General features: G+C 71.9%; 11 protein-coding genes. 4 read left to right on the forward strand and 7 right to left on the reverse strand.

Annotated features, from left to right (window positions below; genetic code table 11):
• Nucleotides 1–3 precede the first annotated feature (3 nt).
• Nucleotides 4–849: an ABC transporter ATP-binding protein gene (locus AC5L3X_RS22655; RefSeq protein ID WP_494859385.1), complete on the reverse strand. Its 846-nt coding sequence runs from the start codon at nucleotides 847–849 to the stop codon at nucleotides 4–6.
• Nucleotides 850–957: 108 nt separating this feature from the next.
• Here AC5L3X_RS22655 and AC5L3X_RS22660 point away from each other — a divergent pair, with 108 nt between their 5' ends.
• Nucleotides 958–2,184 (forward strand): CaiB/BaiF CoA transferase family protein, encoded by a 1,227-nt coding sequence (locus AC5L3X_RS22660; protein ID WP_494859386.1) that lies wholly within the window; start codon nucleotides 958–960, stop codon nucleotides 2,182–2,184.
• A gap of 55 nt (nucleotides 2,185–2,239) precedes the next feature.
• On the opposite strand, the gene AC5L3X_RS22665 is transcribed toward AC5L3X_RS22660, so the two are convergent.
• Genes AC5L3X_RS22665 through AC5L3X_RS22675 form a run of 3 tightly spaced genes read right to left on the reverse strand, consistent with a single transcriptional unit; the run spans nucleotide 2,240 to nucleotide 7,456 of the window.
• On the reverse strand, nucleotides 2,240–4,501 hold the full coding sequence (locus AC5L3X_RS22665) for a hydantoinase B/oxoprolinase family protein (protein ID WP_494859387.1): 2,262 nt from the start codon (nucleotides 4,499–4,501) through the stop codon (nucleotides 2,240–2,242).
• A 28-nt stretch (nucleotides 4,502–4,529) separates the two neighbouring features.
• Nucleotides 4,530–6,626, reverse strand: a complete 2,097-nt coding sequence (locus AC5L3X_RS22670) for a hydantoinase/oxoprolinase family protein (RefSeq protein WP_494859388.1) — start codon at nucleotides 6,624–6,626, stop codon at nucleotides 4,530–4,532.
• The gene (locus AC5L3X_RS22675) at nucleotides 6,623–7,456 is read right to left on the reverse strand and encodes an SDR family NAD(P)-dependent oxidoreductase (RefSeq protein ID WP_494859389.1); all 834 of its coding nucleotides are present in this window, start codon (nucleotides 7,454–7,456) and stop codon (nucleotides 6,623–6,625) included. The genes AC5L3X_RS22670 and AC5L3X_RS22675 overlap by 4 nt, the downstream gene beginning before the upstream one ends.
• A 73-nt stretch (nucleotides 7,457–7,529) precedes the next feature.
• On the opposite strand from AC5L3X_RS22675, the gene AC5L3X_RS22680 reads away from it, so the two are divergent.
• A complete protein-coding gene (locus tag AC5L3X_RS22680) occupies nucleotides 7,530–9,683 on the forward strand; it encodes an acetate--CoA ligase family protein (protein WP_494859391.1) in 2,154 nt (717 codons plus the stop codon).
• A 24-nt stretch (nucleotides 9,684–9,707) separates the two neighbouring features.
• Here AC5L3X_RS22680 and AC5L3X_RS22685 read toward each other — a convergent pair whose 3' ends face one another.
• Together AC5L3X_RS22685 and AC5L3X_RS22690 are read right to left on the reverse strand one after the other, a co-directional pair.
• Nucleotides 9,708–10,481, reverse strand: a complete 774-nt coding sequence (locus AC5L3X_RS22685; RefSeq protein ID WP_494859392.1) for an NIPSNAP family protein — start codon at nucleotides 10,479–10,481, stop codon at nucleotides 9,708–9,710.
• A 118-nt stretch (nucleotides 10,482–10,599) separates the two neighbouring features.
• Nucleotides 10,600–11,256, reverse strand: coding sequence for a GntR family transcriptional regulator (locus AC5L3X_RS22690; protein ID WP_494859393.1), 657 nt, complete (start codon nucleotides 11,254–11,256; stop codon nucleotides 10,600–10,602).
• 391 nt (nucleotides 11,257–11,647) lie between these two features.
• Between AC5L3X_RS22690 and AC5L3X_RS22695 the strand changes: the two genes are divergently transcribed.
• On the forward strand, nucleotides 11,648–13,285 hold the full coding sequence (locus tag AC5L3X_RS22695; protein ID WP_494859394.1) for a flavin-containing monooxygenase: 1,638 nt from the start codon (nucleotides 11,648–11,650) through the stop codon (nucleotides 13,283–13,285).
• A 133-nt stretch (nucleotides 13,286–13,418) separates the two neighbouring features.
• On the forward strand, nucleotides 13,419–14,369 hold the full coding sequence (locus AC5L3X_RS22700; protein ID WP_494859396.1) for an alpha/beta hydrolase: 951 nt from the start codon (nucleotides 13,419–13,421) through the stop codon (nucleotides 14,367–14,369).
• A 69-nt stretch (nucleotides 14,370–14,438) separates the two neighbouring features.
• Here the strand turns inward: AC5L3X_RS22700 and fxsT are convergent, their stop codons facing one another.
• The gene (gene fxsT / locus AC5L3X_RS22705) at nucleotides 14,439–16,913 is read right to left on the reverse strand and encodes an FxSxx-COOH system tetratricopeptide repeat protein (RefSeq protein ID WP_494859398.1); all 2,475 of its coding nucleotides are present in this window, start codon (nucleotides 16,911–16,913) and stop codon (nucleotides 14,439–14,441) included.
• Nucleotides 16,914–17,068 lie beyond the last annotated feature (155 nt).

Here is a 17,068-nt window from a genome sequence, read left to right on the forward strand (position 1 = left end):
TGCTCAAGGCCGGTCCTTTCCCGCGTCGAACTGGGCGACGACCTCCGAGTGCAGGCTCGTCCACAGCTCGCCGCGTAACTTGGCGAAGAGGGCGTCGGTACGGATCGCGCTGGACCGGGGGCGTTCGAACGGCACGTGGATGTCGGCGATGACGCGGCCGGGGCGCGCGCTCATCACGACGACGCGGTCACCGAGCAGCAGTGCCTCCTCAAGGCTGTGCGTCACGAACACCACCGTGCGCCGGCGGGCCTGCCAGATCGCCAGCAGCTCGTCCTGCAGCACCTCGCGCAGCTGGGCGTCGAGGGCCGCGAACGGCTCGTCCATCAGCAGGACCTCGGGATCGATGGCCAGCGCGCGGGCGATGGAGACCCGCTGGCGCATGCCACCGGAGAGAGCTCCGGGGTAGACGTCCGCGAAGTCGGTCAGTCCGAGGCGGGCCAGCCAGTCGTCGACGATCTCGCGCCGATCGGCGGTCGGACGGCCGCTGAGCCGCAGGCCGAGCTCCACGTTGGCCCGCACCGTCTTCCAGGGATAGATCCCGTAGTCCTGGAAGACCATGGCGATCGGGATGCGGTGATCGCCGGACACCTCGATCGCCACCTCTCCCGAGGAGGGCGCGAGCAGTCCGGCGATGATCTTCAGAAGGGTCGACTTGCCGCAACCCGACGGGCCCACCACACAGAGGAACTCGTCGTCGCCGATGGACAGGTCGACCGGCCCCAGCGCGTGGACGGCCGAACGCCCGGTGGTCACGAAGGATCGGGACGCCTCCCGGACGGTGATGCGGGGCGCCGCCGGCGGCCCCTCGCCAGGTGCACCTGAAGGGGTGAGCTGGCCGATGTGATCCATGGGTCTCCCTGACGGTCCGTCGTCTGCGGAGGTGACTCGTCCAAGCTATCTTGTTATTATATAGAAGATAGTAATCTTGTGAGTTCAAGTCAACGATCAGGAGTCAAAATGGCGGTGCGCCTGCTGGAGGGTGTCCGGGTCGTGGAGTTCGCCCTCCTCGAAGCGGGAGGCGTCGGCACCGTGCTGGCCGACCTCGGCGCCGACGTGGTGAAGGTCGAACGCCCCGGCGAGGGCGACTACATCCGCAAGGTCGGCTGGCCGTTCGTCCAGGGCGTGTCCCTCATGCACCATCACCTCGGCCGCGGCAAGCGCAGCGTCACCATCGACATCCAGCGGCCCGAGGGGGCCCGCGTGGCCGAACGCCTCATCGGGGCGAGCGACATCGTGATCGAGGGGATGCGCCCCGGCGTCCTCACCCGGCGCGGGCTCGGCCCCGGCGCGATGCGCGAGCGCCACCCGGCGCTGGTCTGGTGCACGGTGTCCGGCTACGGCACCACCGGACCGTACGCCGACCTCGCCGCGCACGGCGTCGCGTTCGACGCGTGGGCCGGTGGGCTCCGCCTCGGCACCACCGAGCAGGGCTTCTCCTCGGCCGAGCTGAACGTGCCGCTCGGCACCCGGGTGGCGCCGCTGCTGGCCGCGAGTGCGATCCTGGCAGCGACCCTGCGCGCGGGCCGGACCGGGCAGGGCTGCGCGATCGACATCGCGCAGTGCGAGGCCGCGGCCGCGGTGGACTGGCTCACGATCGAGGGGCACCGGGCGCACCTGCGGCCCGAGACGGAGGTGACCGGCAACCCCGCCGACGGCGGCGCGCGCCGCGAACCCGGCACGGCGGGGATGGGCGACAGCGTGCGCTACCAGGTCTACCGCAGCTCGGACGGCCATGTGCTGTTCATGGCGAGCGAGCGCAAGTTCTGGGAACGGTTCTGCCGGGCGGTCGGCCGGACCGACCTGCTCGGTGACCGCGACGGCGAGGAGGTCGCCGACCACGCGCTCGGCGACCACCGGCTGCGGGCCGAGCTCACCGAGGTCTTCCTGACCCGGTCCACCGCCGACTGGGTCGAGGTCGGCCTCACCGCCGACGTGCCGATCGCGCCGGTCAACTCGCCCGCCACGCTGCCCGCCGACCCCCACTTCGCCGCCCGGACGGCGTGGCTGCCCGCCCAGGAGTACGGCGCCGACCTGCTGCCCCTGCCGGTGCACCTGACCGGCGAGGAGATGGCGCGGCCGGCGCCGGCGGCCACGCCCGGCCTGCACACCGACGAGGTGCTGGGCGAGCTGGGCGTGAGCGCCGGCGAACTGACCGCCCTGCGCGAGTCGGGCGTCCTCGGTTAGCGCCATCACGCGCACGGGCGTCGTGCGTTAGCACGTACGGTGCGGGCGGCCGAGGTCAGAGCACCTCGATCGCCGCCAGCACCGGGTCGCCGACCCGGCAGACCTGCACGTCGATCTGCGCGGCGCACGCCGGGCAGTAGAAGTGCCTCAGCACGAACCGTTCCCCACCGGCGTAGACGGCGCCGAGCGGGCTGCGTCCCGCGGGCGACACATCGTCGGCGACCAGGTGCTCGTGCACGTTCTCGTGCGCGCCGCACAGGACGGTGGCGCACCTGGCACAGGCCACGACCCCGTCCCTCTCCCGCTCAGTTCGCCCGGACACGGCCTGCGCGGCCAGCAGGTCCAGGGCCGCAGACAGGCGGCGCCCCGCCCTACCGCCGGTCGCCCGGGGCGCCGGTGAGCGGCCGATCCTCAGCCGCCGCCGCTCGGCGCGCAGCCGCTCCGTGGCCGCCTCGTCGACCCACGGCTCCCCCGCGTCCGCCGCACTCAGCGCTCCTGTGGCGTCCGAGACAGGCGAGACCTCCGAGACGGCGCTGATGACGACGCCGTAGTCACGCCGGGCGCCGCCCACTGAGACCAGACCGTTCATGACGTCGTCCAGGACCGCCGACGGCTCGCGCTCCAGCGGGTCGCCGAGCCCGCCGCCGCCCTGTGACACGGAGATCAGCACGTCGCCGGCGCCGATCTGGATCGTGGACGACGGCATCGGAAGGCTCCAGCCTTCCGATGCCGGAAGACGTTCCGATGCCGGAAGTCGTTGCGCCATCGCGAGGTCGTCCGTGCCGGTACGCGGCGTCACCGCGACGACGCTCTGCCCGCCGAACTCTCCCCCGCACACCCCGGCGGCCAGCGGGTGCTGGAGCCCCTGCCCGAACGACATCATCGTCATCGGCGTCCCGGTCCCGTACGGACTCAGGGCATGCAGGGTGCCGGCGCCGCCGCGGTGCCTTCCGGGGCCGGCCGTGTCGGCCAGTTCCACCCGCCGCTCGTACAGCAGCGGCAGGTAGGCCTCGTTGACCTCTACGTTGGCGCAGGACGCCCCCGGCGACGTGGTGTAGCCCGAGGAGTCGGCCCCGTCACCGAGCCAGGTCGCGCCGCCACCGCCGGTGATCTCGTCCAGGGTCATGGTGGCGTACGCGGTGCCGTCGGCGCGCAGGCCGTGCACCGTTCCCCCACCGCCGCCGGCGGCCTGGCAGCTCGCCATCACCAGGGGCGCGAACTCCTCGGACGTCTCCAGCATCCGGGCGACGCAGGAGTTGACCGACACCCGGATCGCCTGGCAGGTGGCGGCGGTGCTCATCGCCACGCCGGCGGGCCACTTGGCGTGTACGACCGTGCCCTCCCGGCTGAGGATCCGCACCACCGGCCAGACGCCTCCGGGCACCCACGGAAGCCCTCCGCACAGGTAGATCAGCACGCTGCCGATCGCGAAGTTGGCCAGCGCCGGGTAGGCGGCGTTGATGGCGCCGGGGGCCTGGGGATCGCTGCCGGTGAAGTCCAGTTCGAGGTCGTCGCCCCGCTTGGTCATGGTGAGCCGGACCGCGTAGACGGCTTCGGGCTCACTGGGCGCGCTGCCGTGCGGCCGGTACTCCACATGGCTCACGTGGCGCCACCGTCCGTCCGGCAGCGCGCGCAGCCGTTCCCGCAGCAGCAGTTCGGTCCGCTCCAGGAGGCGGTCCATCACCGCGCCGACCGTTTCGGCGCCGTACTGGGCGCAGAGCCGCTCCACCTGCTCGACGACGCTGCGGTTGGCCGCCACCTGGCCGAGCAGGTCCAGCCGGTTCAGCTCCGCCGTGCGCGAGCGGGCGAGATACTCCCGCTCGATGTCGCGGCGCATCCGGCCCGCCTCGACGATCCGGACCGGCGGCATCGGGACCGCCTCGTCGAAGATCGACCTGGCGTCGTAGGTGATGCCGCCCGGATTGGGGCCGCCGACGTCGGGCTGGTGCACGGTCGAACCGCACCACCCCACCATCCGGCCCTCGACGATGATCGGCGCCACGACGACGACGTCGGGCTGGTGCAGCGTCCCGACGTACGGGTCATTGGTCACGAACTGGTCGCCCGGTCCGAAGCCGGGATTGTCGGTGTACTGCGCCAGGATGTCGCGCACCACCAGGTGCATCGAGACGACCTGGGCGAGCACGTACCGGCCGCAGCAGACCACCCTGCCGTCGGGCGCCATGATCACCGTGTTGAGGTCGCGTGCCTCGGCCGCGAGCTGGGAGCCGGAGAGCCGGGCCAGGATCGAGGCGGCGTCGTCGTTGATCGCGTCAAGCCGATGCCGGAGCACCTCGAAAGTGATCTCGTCAACCATCGTCGTCCTTCCGGCGTCAGCCAGGTAGTCAGCCAAGGTGGCCGAGGTGGAGGTGTCCACTGGGGTCCATGCGCGCCTGCCGCAGTGGTGGCACCACCACGGTGGTCTGCTCCGACTCGATGAACGCGGGACCCTCGATCCGCGCGTCGGCCGGCAGCCGCCGCCAGTCGTGAACGGCGCAGCGGTGCTCGACGCCACCGAACCAGGCCGGTCGCGCGCCGGTCGGCTCGGCCTCGCCGGGCTTGCGGAGGACCGGGGGCGGCACCGGCACCGCGACCGTGAGGTCCACCCGGACGCTGACCACCTCCACCACCGAGCGCGCGTCGGCCGACCCGGGGCCGACCAGATCCTCGTAGCGTTCGCGGAAGGTCGCGTCCAGGCGGGCGAGCTCGGCCGGGCCGGCGGCCGCCTCCACGGCGAGCTCGATGCTGCGTTGCTGCCGGTAGAAGCGCAGGGCGACGGTCCGGTGCGTGATCCGGCCCCGGCCGGACGCCGCCACGACGTCGTCCACCTCGGCGGACAGGCTCGCGTCGAGTTCCCCGGCGAGCTCCGCCAGCGTGGCCTCGATGAGGGGGCCCGCCCGGTCCAGCGGCGTGGGGACGACGCCTCTCTCCGCGCCGATGTTCAGGTCGCTGGAGACGGCTCCGTACGCCGACAGTTCCGCGGCCAGGTCCGGGACGATGACGTCGAGCACGCCCAGCTCGTCCGCGTACCAGCTCGCGTACTGCGGGCCCGCCCCGCCGAAGGCGACGAGAGCGAACGCCGACGGGTCGTGGCCCCGCTGGACGGTGGTGCGGCGGATGAGGTCGCGCATCTGGTCGGCGGCGATCCGGACGATCCCCTCGGCCGCGGCCACCACGCTGATCCCGAGCGGGTCGGCGATGTGCTCGCGGATGGCGGCCCGTGCCGCCGCCACGTCCAGCTCGACCGCGTTGCCGAGCCGGTCGATGTAGCCGAGCGCGGCCGAGGCGTCGGTGAGCGTGGGCCGGGTCCCGCCGCGGCCGTAGCAGGCGGGTCCGGGGTCGGCTCCGGCGCTGCGCGGGCCGACCCGCAGGGTGCCGAGCCCGTGGTCGAGCCAGGCCAGGCTGCCGCCGCCGGTGCCGATCGACTCCACTTCGACCACGGGAATGGCCAGGGCGTGCCGGTGCACCATCGGCCGGGTCGCGCGCTGCGTCCGGCCGTCGATGATGAGCCCGACGTCGAAGCTGGTCCCGCCGACGTCGGTGGCGATGACGTTGGGCCGGCCCAGGGTCCTCGCCAGGCCGGCGGTGGCGGCCAGCCCGGCCACCGGGCCGGAGCGCAGGGTGTTGACCGGGGCCCGCAGGGTGTGCTCCACCGGCTCGGCTCCGCCTCCGGTGCGGAGGATCATCAGGACTCCGCCGAAGCCCTGCTCGCGCAGCCGTTCCCGCAGGGCGCTCAGGTAGGTGCCGACGGCGGGCGCGAGGTAGGCGTCGAGCACGGCGGTGGAGGTGCGTTCGTACTCTCCCACGACCGGCGCGATGGCGGCCGAGGAGGATACGTGCACGCCCGGCATCTCCTCTCCGACGAGCGCGACCAGCCGCCGCTCGTGCTCGGCGTTCACCGGTGACCAGAGCAGCGAGACGGCCACGGCTCCGACGCCGCGTGCGGCGAGCCGGCGGATCGCGGCGCGGGCCTGGTCCTCGTCCAGCGGCCGGACGACCGTGCCGGTGACGTCGATCCGCTCGGCCACGCCGGCGATGTCGGCGCGGGCCACGAGCGGGTCGGGCTTGCGCCAGCGGGTCGGCATGCCGAGGTCGAGCTCGTCCAGGCCGTGGGTCTTGTTCGCCTTGGCGATCGGCAGGGTCGACTCGAAGCCGGCGGTGGTGAGCAGGCCGACCCTGGCTCCGGTGCCGGTGAGCAGGGCGTTGAGCCCGACCGTCGTGCCGTGTGTGAGGATCGCGGTGCGCCGCAGCAGGTCCGGCAGGGTGAGGTCGAGCGCGGCCGCGGCGCGGGTGATCGAGTCGAGCACTCCCTGTTCGACGCGGCCGGGCGTGCTGAGCGCCTTGCCCACGCCCAGTCGCCCGTCGGAGAGGGTGACGACGGTGTCGGTGAAGGTGCCGCCGGTGTCGACGCCGATGAGGGCGCGGACGGATCCGGCCGTCATGCCGGGGCCCCACCGGCGACCGGCAGGTTCACCCCGCTGACGAACGAGGCGGCGTCGGAGACCAGGAACTCCACCGCGGCGGCGAGCTCGTCGGCCGACTGGCCGCGTCCGAGCGGGATGGTACGGGCGAGCCAGTCAGCCAGCGGGATTCCCTCGCGTTCGGCGAGCTTGGCCAGCCCGGGGTTGGGGAATCTCGGGTCGCCCGGGTCCACGCCGAGCGGGCAGACGGTGTTGCAGCGGATGCCGAGCGGCCCCAGCTCGCGGGCGAGCACGGCGGTGAGGTGGTTGACCGCCGCGCGGGCGACACCGACCACGCCGGCGCCGGGCACGGGGGTGAGTCCGGCGTACGAGGAGAGGCTGACGATCGACCCGCCGCCGGCCGCGGTCAGGGCGGGCACGCAGGCCCGCGCGATCAGCCAGGTGGCGGTGAGGTTCCAGGTCAGCCCGCGCTGCCAGGCGACCGGATCCACCTCGGTGAGCGGCCCGTCGCCCTGCCCCTGCCCGGTGGCGCCGACGAAGGAGCAGCAGGCGTCGAGGCGGCCGAGTTCGGCCACGGCCGACTCGACGAGCTCCGTCACGGACGCGGGGTCCGTCGGGTCGACCTCCAGTGCCGGGACGCCCCGCCCGCTGATCGCGGCCACCTCGTCGGCGACGTCACGCAGGGTGCCGGCACCGGCCAGGCCGGTGCCGGTGTCGCCGGCGACCGGCCCGATCGCGTCGGCGAGAACCAGCCGGGCGCCGGATCGCGCGAGCCTCACCGCCACGGCCCGGCCCAAGCCGGGTGGCCTGGCCACACCGACCACCAGCACCGCTTTCTCACCAAGGTCCACGGTTGCCTCCCAGACTGGAGCACTGTCATTCAATCTTATACATATTAACTATCTTTCAAGCTAGAGTCCGGGCATGACATCACGTGGCGACACCGGAGACGCGCTGGACGTCAGCGGGCGTCCGCTGGCCCTGCGCACCATCGACTGGCAGTCACTGTTCGCTCCCGAGACCGTCGCGGTCATCGGCGCGACCGACACCGAGGGCAGCCCACAGCGGGCCCAGTGGAACCAGGCCCGCGAACGCCTGCTGGCACGAGGGACCCGAGCGGTCCACCCCGTTCATCCCACCAAGTCCGCCATCGGCGGGGTGCCCGCCTACCGCAGCGTCCTGGACATCCCCGAAGCCGTCGACGTGGCCATCGTGCTGGTCCGCGACCCGCTCCCGGTGCTGGCCGAATGCGTCGAGAAGGGCGTGCGGTTCGCGTACGTCTTCGCCGCCGGCTTCTCCGAGCTGGGCACGGCCGAGGGGCAGGCCGCGCAGGAACGGCTGGAGGAGATCGCGCGCGGCCCGATGCGGATCATCGGGCCGAACACCAACCTCAACCTCATCGAACCGTGGCGGGACGGGCTGCCCGGCCGCAAGCTGGCCGTGGTCACCCAGTCCGGCAACCAGGGCCGCCCGATCGTGCAGGGCCAGGAGCTCGGCATCGGCATCCACGCCTGGGCGACCCTCGGCAACGAAGTGGACCTCGAGTTCGCCGACTTCGCCGCCTGCTTCGCGCGGACTCCGGGCGTCGGCGCGATCGCCGCGTACGTGGAGGGGTTCGTCGACGGCCGCACCATGCGCCTGGCGGCGGACGAGGCCGTGCGGGCCGGCGTGCCGATCGTGTGCATCAAGGTCGGGCGGACCAGCCAGGGCCGGACGATGGCCCAAGCGCACACCGGGCACCTCACCGGCCCCGACGCCGTGCAGGACGCCGTGTTCCGCCACTCCGGCGTCATCCGGGTGGACGACATCGACGAGGCCATCGAGATCTCGGGCGCGTTCTGCCACACGCCGCCCCTCGCCGGCGACCGCGTCGCGTTGTGCGTCATGTCCGGAGGGACGGGCTCGCATGTGGCGGACCTGTGTGGCATGGCCGGTCTGCCCCTGCCACGGCTGGAGGAGCGCACCCTGGCGCGGCTGCGCACCCTGCTGCCGGGCTACCTGCACCTCGACAACCCGGTCGACACCGGCGGCGTGGCGACGGCCCGTCCCGAGGGCCGCAAGGTGCTCGAAGCGCTGATGGAGGACGCCAACACCGACGTCCTGCTCGCGCCGATCACCGGCGTGTTCCCCGGGATGAGCGACGCGATCACGCGTGACCTCATCGCGCTGCACGCCCAGGGCGGCAAACCGATCGTGGTCGCCTGGACGTCGCCGATCCGCGACGCCGATCACCGGGCTCTCTGCGAGGCGGGCATCCCGGTGTTCCACTCGTTCCGCACCGCCGTCCGCGGCATCCGGGCGATGGCGGACTTCTGGGCGCTGCACCGCGACTATCGCAGCCCGTTCGCCGACGTGCCGCGCGAGGATTCCGCCGCCGCCGCCGACGCGAGGCGGCTGCTCGGCTCGAGCCCCGGCGCCGGTTCCGCCCTGGACGAGGTGGCGGCCAAGCGGTTGCTGCGCGAGTACGGCATCCCGGTGGTGGAGGAGGCGGTCGCCGCGTCGGCGGACGAGGCGGTCGAGGCGGCGGACCGGTTCGGCTACCCGGTCGTCCTCAAGGCGCTGGCCACCGACCTGGCCCACAAGTCCGACCTCGGGCTGGTGCGCGTGGGAGTCGGCGACCCGGCCCAGGTACGCGAGGCCTACGCGCGGATCGTCGCCGACGCCGGCGCGGTGCCGGGCCTGCGGTTGACCGGCGTCGTGGTGCAGCCCCAGGTCACCGACGCCGTGGCTGAGATCATCCTCGGCGTCAGCCACCAGCCGCCCTTCGGCCCGACCGTCACGTTCGGCCTGGGTGGTGTGTTCACCGAGGTCATGGCCGACGTGTCGTTCCGGGTGCCGCCGTACTCCCGGTCCGAGGCGCTGCGCATGATCGGGGAGACCCGGGCGACGGCGGTGCTCGGTGGCGTGCGCGGACGACCGGCGGGCGACCTCGACGCGCTCGCCGACACGGTGATGCGGCTGCAGACGCTGGCCCTGGAGCTGGGCGACCAGGTGCGGGAGCTCGACATCAACCCGCTGCTGGTGCGTCCGCGCGGGCACGGCGTGGTGGCGGTCGACGCGCTCGTGATCCCGGCCTGACCCCGAGCGCGCCGGCCTCCGTCGCTACTCCGCCCAGTCGCCGGCGCGGTCGGCGCGGCTGGGCTGGCGGCCGATCCGCATCGGGGACAGCGGGGCGTCGGCCAGCAGGATCCGCTGGAACGACCTGGCCGACGCCCGCAGGCGGGCCTTCCACCCGCCGGTGGCCCGGTCGGCGTCGTAGGCCGCCTCGAACTCGGCCCATCGTTCGAGATCGGGCACCGCCCACAGCAGGAAGCACTCCGAATCGTCGCCGAGCGCGGTCCGCCACGCGCCCGCGAGCACCCAGCCGAACCGTCCGTAGTAGGGGACGGCCTCCTCGCGAACCCGCTCCAGGAAGTCGGCCGCCTGGCCGGACGGCACCGTGATCTGCTCGTGCGCGTACACCTCGCCGCGCACACCGTCGGCGCACAACTGCTCGATCGTACGCGTCCACGGCGCCGGCAGCAGCAGCCGGTCGACGCCGCCGGAGCGCATGTCGGCGGCGGCCGCCCACCAGGACTCGAGCTTGGGATCCTGCAGGGCCGGATGACTCAGTTCGTGGCGGAACGAGGACGCCAGTCCGGCGAATCCGTCCTCCTCCCACAGGTTGACCACGCCGGGCCACCACGCGGTCGAGCCCACGATGCCCCACACGCCGTAGCAGAGCTGGTGGCGCTCCTCCTGCGCGATCGGGCTGAAGTTGGCGGTCATGTGCTGCATGTACCGGGCCCGGTTGTGCCTGGTGATGGTGATGAACTCGTGGATGTAGATCTTGTCGTTGATGGGGGGACCTCCAGACCCTCGTGGGCGACGGCTCACCTCGGCCGCCGTCCGCGGTGTCGGGACCGGCCCGTGACCGGCCGCGTGACGGGCTCCACCCTGCACCACTTCGGCGATCCGGAGATCGGCGGGGCCCGGATCAGGCCGGCCGGGAGCGTCAGCGATCCCCGTCGAACAGCAGGGCCTCCACCCGCCGCCGGTAGTCGCGGTAGATCTGCCGGTAGCGCTCGACGGCCCCTTGGCGGTCGCCACGTTCGAGGAGCTGGAGGGTCTCGCGGTAGCCCTCCAGCCAGACCTTCCACACGTCGCTCTCGGCGGTGAGGGCCAGCACCCGCAGGGTCCGGGTCACCACCAGGTCGACATGGGTCTGCAGCTCGCGGTTGCCGCTCGCCAGGATGACCACCGTGCTGAAGTCGGCCCCGGCGGCGGCGGCGACCGTCGCGTTGCCCTGCCGCAGCCCGTCGGCGAACTCGTCGAGTTTGACGCGCAGGGCGGCGAGGTGCTCGTCGGTGATGTTGTCCACGCCCCACTCGAAACCGGCGCAGGCCAGCACCATCATCACGTCGATCAGCTCGAGCGCGCTCTTCTGGGTCACCTGGGTGACCTGGCGGGTCCGGTTGGGCGAGATGTCGATCAGCCCCTCGGCGGCGAGCTGTGTGATCGCTTCGCGTACCGGGGTGATGCTCACGCCGAGCCGGGCCGCGATCTCCGCGTCCTTGATCAACGCGCCCGGTTTCAGCAGACCGGTGATGATCTCCTCGCGCAGCTGGCGCAGCACCGCTTCTTTCCGCGTCAGCGGTACCGCAAAGGACATGGCGACGCCCTCGCTCGGAGGAATCTGACGCGGCCATCCTACGAGTTCTTGACCGGCATGGTCCGCCCCGCCCGGGGGCCGAGGATCGTTCACATCGCGGGAGCCGGAGCTGTTGACGTAATGCAGAATGCATTTTACATTCATGGCACTCAGATGACATGTGCGTGATGTTCGCCCTGATCACCGCGGTTGCAGGGCGCCGCCCCACCCTCCCGGCACGCCGTGCCGCGCGACAGGGGCCAGATCTCCAGACGACGGCTCACCCCCCGAGGGCACTCTCCCGCCCCGCCGCGGGCCCATGCCCCGCGATCCTCACGGCCGGGTGGCGCCGTGAGGCCGCCGCGTCCGCGCGGCACCACCGACGCATGACTCCACCGCCCCAGGAGGACGAATGTCCGCACCCAGCCACGCCCCGCAACCCGACTCGCGCACCGTGCCCTCCTCCGTCGATGTCGCCGTCGTCGGCGCGGGCTTCTCCGGGATGTACCTGCTGCACAGACTCCGCGAGCTGAACCTGTCCGCGATCGTGTTCGAGGCGGGTGGCGACGTCGGCGGCACCTGGTACTGGAACCGCTACCCGGGCGCCCGGGTGGACGTGGAGAGCCTGGCCTACTCCTACTCGTTCTCCGAGGAACTGGAGCAGGAGTACGAGTGGAAGGAGCGCTACCCCACCCAGCCGGAGATCCTGAGCTACGCGCGGCACGTCGCCGACCGGTTCGACCTGCGCCGGGACATCTTCTTCGAAACGCGCGTCACCGCGGCCTCCTACGACGAGCAGGACAGGACGTGGCTGGTGCGCACCGGGCACGGTGACGAGGTGACCGCCCGCTTCCTCGTCATGGCCACCGGCTGCCTGTCGTCCTCGAAGCTGCCGGAGATCCCCGGCCTCGACCGGTTCGAGGGCCCTACCTACCACACCGCGCACTGGCCGCACGAGGGCGTCGACTTCACCGGCCTGCGGGTCGGGCTCATCGGCACCGGCTCCTCCGGCGTGCAGTCGATCCCCGTCATCGCCGAGCAGGCCGCCGAGCTCACCGTCTTCCAGCGCACCCCCGCCTACAGCCTGCCGGCCCGCAACCGCACGCTGCGCCCGGACGAGATCGCCGACATGAAGGCCAACTACCGGGCCTTCCGCCAGGCCCAGCGGGAGTCCGGATTCGGCGTCCCGACACCGATCCCGGAGAAGTCCGCGCTCGAGGTCTCCGAGGAGGAGCGCGACGCCGCCTTCGAGCGGGCCTGGGAGAGCGGCAGCCTGGTCAACCTGCTGACCGCGTTCCACGACCTGAGCATCGACCAGGCGGCCAACGACACGGCGAAGCGGTTCATCCACCGCAAGATCCACCAGATCGTCGCAGACCCGCGCACCGCCGCCGACCTCTGCCCGGAGTACCCGGTCGGCACCAAGCGCCCGTGCCTGGACACCGACTACTACGAGACCTTCAACCGCCCCAACGTGCGGCTGGTCAACCTGCGGCGCACCCCGCTCGTGGGGATCACCGACCGGGGCGTCCGCACCTCCGACGAGGAGTACGCGTTCGACGCGATCGTCTACGCGACCGGATTCGACGCCATGACTGGAGCGCTGACGAACGTCGACATCCGCGGCCGGGGCGGCGCCTCGCTCAAGGAGGCGTGGAGCGCCGGTCCCCGCACGTATCTCGGGATCGGCTCCGCCGGCTTTCCGAACCTTTTCATGATCACCGGCCCGGGCAGCCCGTCGGTGCTCTCGAACATGGTCGTGTCGATCGAACAGCACGTCGACTGGGTGATCGACGCGATCGAGCACCTCGACCGGCAAGGCCTCAGGACGATCGAGCCCACCGAGGAGGCCCAGGACGCCTGGGTGGACCACGTCAACCTCATCGCCGGCGCCACCCTCTATCCCAAGGCGAACTCCTGGTACATGGGCGCCAACGTCCCGGGCAAGCCACAGGTCTTCATGCCGTACGCCGGCGGTGTCGGAGAGTACCGCAAGACGTGTGACGAGGTCGCCGCCCAGGGCTACAAGGGTTTCGCCCTCTCCACCTGACCGCCCGGCCTCCCCGGCGGTGATCGCCCCCCTTGCCGCGGGGCGGTCACCCGGTGACGCTGAAGGCGACCACCGCCACCTAACGCGGCACCCCACGAGCACCCGGATCCATGACCCCCCTCTGGAGGACTCCATGTCCCGTCGTGACCTGATCGACCCCGAGAGCCGCACTCCCCTGGACGCGCTGCTCGGCATGCTGCCCGGCGGATTCAACGCCATCCCCGACATCGTCCAGCGCCGAGCCACCGTCCAGGGCATGATGGCCGCCCTCGACGTGCCCGACAACCCCAACGTCACCAAGGAGGACCGCACCGTCCCCGGCCCTGACGGCGAACCCGACATCATGCTGCGGATCTACCGGCCGGTCGGCGCGTCCGGCACGCTGCCCGGCATCTACTACATCCACGGCGGCGGCATGATCCTCGGCGACGTCGACGGCGAGGACGCCAACGCCACGATGATCTGCGACCAGGTCGGCGCCGTGGTGGTCTCGGTCGAGTATCGCCTGGCCCCCGAGCACCCCCACCCGGCCCCGGTCGAGGACTGCTACGCCGGGCTGGTGTGGACCGCGAAGAACGCGGCCGACCTGGGCATCGACCCGGGCCGGCTGGCGATCTACGGCGCCAGCGCCGGCGGCGGGCTGACCATCGGCACCGCGCTCCTGGCGCGCGACCGAGGCGGGCCGGCGCTCACCTTCATGATGCCGATCTACCCGATGATCGACGACCGGAACGAGACCCCGTCGAGCCACGAGATCACCGACGTCGGCATCTGGGACCGGGCCGGCAACATCGAAGCCTGGGCCTGGTATCTCGGCGGCAAGGACCCCGACCAGTACGCGGCGCCCACCCGCGCCGAGGACCTGTCGGGCCTGCCTCCGGCCTTCATCGACGTCGGCACCGTCGACCTGTTCCGCGACGAGGACATCGCGTTCGCGCAGCGGCTCATGCAGGCGGGCATCCCGACCGAGTTGCACGTCAACCCGGGCAGCTACCACGCCTCCGAGACGTTCGCGGCCGAGGCGGCGCTGTCCAGGCGCATCTGGGCCCGGCGCATCGACGCCCTCAAGCGCGCTCTCGCCTGATCGGGTGGGGCGTCCGGTGCCGTGGGTGAGGTGAGATGCCGCCCACGGCACCGCCCGCGCCGCTCCGCGTCAGAGCACGGGCGGGTCGAAGTCGAAGTCGAGTCGCCGGGTGTCCTGCGCGACCATGACGTCCGGGTGATCGGGACCGAGGACGCGGACGTAGCGGCTCAGCGTGTCGGCCTTCAGCTCCTCGGCTTCGCTCCGCGCGCTGAGCAGCATCAGGTCGACGACCAGGTTGGCGGCTCCGGCGAGCGTCAGCGGGTGGTCGGCGCCGAGCAGCGCGCGCAGCCGGTCGAGCGTGCTCTCCCCCAGCCTGCGCGCCTGCTCGTACTCGCCGACGGCCGCGAGGTCGCTGGCCAGGTTGATGGCGCAGGTGAGCGTGAAGTGATGCTCGCGGGTCAGCCTCCGGTCGAGGCCGGCCAGCGCCCGCCGGTCGAGGTCCACCGCCTCGTCGGCGCGCCCGTTGATCCGCAGCAGCAGGGCGAGGTTGGTGTCGCAGCCGAACTTGAACGGGTGCTCGTCGCCGTACATCAGCGGGTATCGCGGCGTCATGTCCGCCAGCAGGTTGAGCGCCTCGCCGACGTCGCCCGCGGCCCGCTGCGCGTTGGCCAGGCACAGGCCGGCGGCGAGCGTGTCGGGATGGTCGAGGCCGGTGCCCCGGACCTGCAGCTCGAAGGTGCGCTGGGCGAGCTCCAGGGCCTCCTCGATCTGGCCCGCCCGCCGCTTGGCGATGGACAGGTCCTTGGCGGTGCGCAGGGTCCACGGGTGCTCGGCGCCCAGTTGCTCCACGCCGAACTCGTAGGCGTCCTCGCCGATGTCGCAGGCTTCCTGGTATTCGCCGTTGAGCCTGACCACCCGGGCGAGGCCGTTCCATGAGGCCAGCACGTTGACGATGCTCGCGCCGGATCCGGCCTGCCGTTGCAGGGCGAAGGCCCGGGCCTGCAGGTCGCGGGCGGTCGCGTACTCGCCGAGCAGCAGGTAGTCGAGCGCCAAGTTGTTCATCGCGCGCAGCGTGCGGCGGTGCTCGGGGCCGAAGACGGCCTCGTGCCGGCGCAGCGAGTCGATGTCGTGTTCGAGCGCCGCCGCGAAGTCGCCGCGGAAGCGCAGGTCGGCTCCGTGGCTGTTGATGAGCAGCAGCGTCTCCTCGTGGTCCTCGCCGAGGATCTCGCGCATCCGCGCCATGGTCCGCTGGTTGAGCTCGAACGACTCCTGGATGTTGCCCAGCTCGCGGATGATGATCGCCTGGTGACGCTCGGCCGACAGGACGCCCTGGTCCTCGTCGCCGCTGTCGGCCCGCCACTGCGCGATGAAGCGCTCGACGAGCTCGCGCGCCGACTTGAAGTCGCCCGAGGAGTAGAGGTAGCGCACGATGTCGAGGGCGAACTGGCGGATGTGCGGGTCACGGCTGCGTTCGACCAGCGACGGCGTGACATGCCCGAGCAGGCCGCCGTAGCGGGGCCAGGCGGCGATGTCGTCCGGCTCGTACGGCGCCGCCGCCGAGGCCAGCAGCAGGTGCGCCTCGCGCCGCATCGCGGTGCGCTCCGCGGGCGGCAGATCGTCGCGGAGCAGCGCCTGCACCAGCCGGTGCACCTGGAGCGTGCGGTTCTCGGAGTCCATGCGGACCAGGGCGTAGCGGCCGAGCTCGCGCAGGACGCGACTGGTCTGGATCGGGTCGGCCAGCGTCTCGGCCAGCCTGGACCGGCCGGCGAACTCGGGCGGCAGCCGGTCGAACAGGTCGCGCGGGATCGGCTCGGGCCCGAAGAACGCGCAGCAGCGCAGCAGCTCGACCGCCACGGGCATCTTCGTGGTGAGCTGTGACACCGACAGCGCCCAGGCCGCCGACATCGACAGCGGATAGTCGGCCGGCTTGTTGGCCCCGAGCAGCCGGGTGGTCTGCTCCTCCAGCAGCCTGAGGTATTCGGCGACCGACATCCCGGCCTCGACCTGCAGCGCGCCCGCCTGTTCCAGCGCCAGCGGCAGGTCGCCGAGCGCGTCGGCCAGCTGATCGGCCTCGGCGCCGCTGATCCCGCGCGGCACCCGCTTGAGCAGGAACTCGACGCTCTCCTCGCGCGGGAAGACGTTGACCGCGACGGTCTCGGCCACGCCCTGCCAGCCGTGGTTGCGCGAGGTGATCAGCACGTGGCCCGGCCCTCGGGGCACGATGGAGTTGATCTCGTCGATCTCGTCCGCGTTGTCGAAGATCAACAGCCATTTGGCGTACGGCTCGCCGCGGCGCAGGGCGTCGAGCACCGCCTCGACGGCGTCCTCGACACCGGCGGACGCGCTGATCGGCAGGCGCAGCTCCCGGGCGAGCCCCGCGAGCGACGACTTCACCAGCATCGGCTGGTCGGCGGGGATCCACCAGACGAGGTCGTAGTCGCGGCGGAAGCGGTAGGCGTACTCGATCGCCAGCTGCGTCTTGCCGACGCCGCCCAGCCCGTGGAGGGCGTGCGGCACCACTGCGGTCACATCGGACATAAGGCCCGAACGCAGCTTTTCTAGCAGGTCGGTCCGCCCGGTGAAGTTCTTGTTCTTCTGTGGCACCCGTCCCCAGATGGCAGGAACATGTCCAGAGTCCGGCGAATAGTGCGAAATCGACACGATACTGCCCCAACTCAACCGAGTCTTTTAGATCAGCTTAGACTTCACGTCATCTTCGGTGAACCCTGTTGAGCAAGCCACTATCGCCATGCCACCGT

The organism is Nonomuraea sp. CX421 (genome assembly GCF_059358955.1).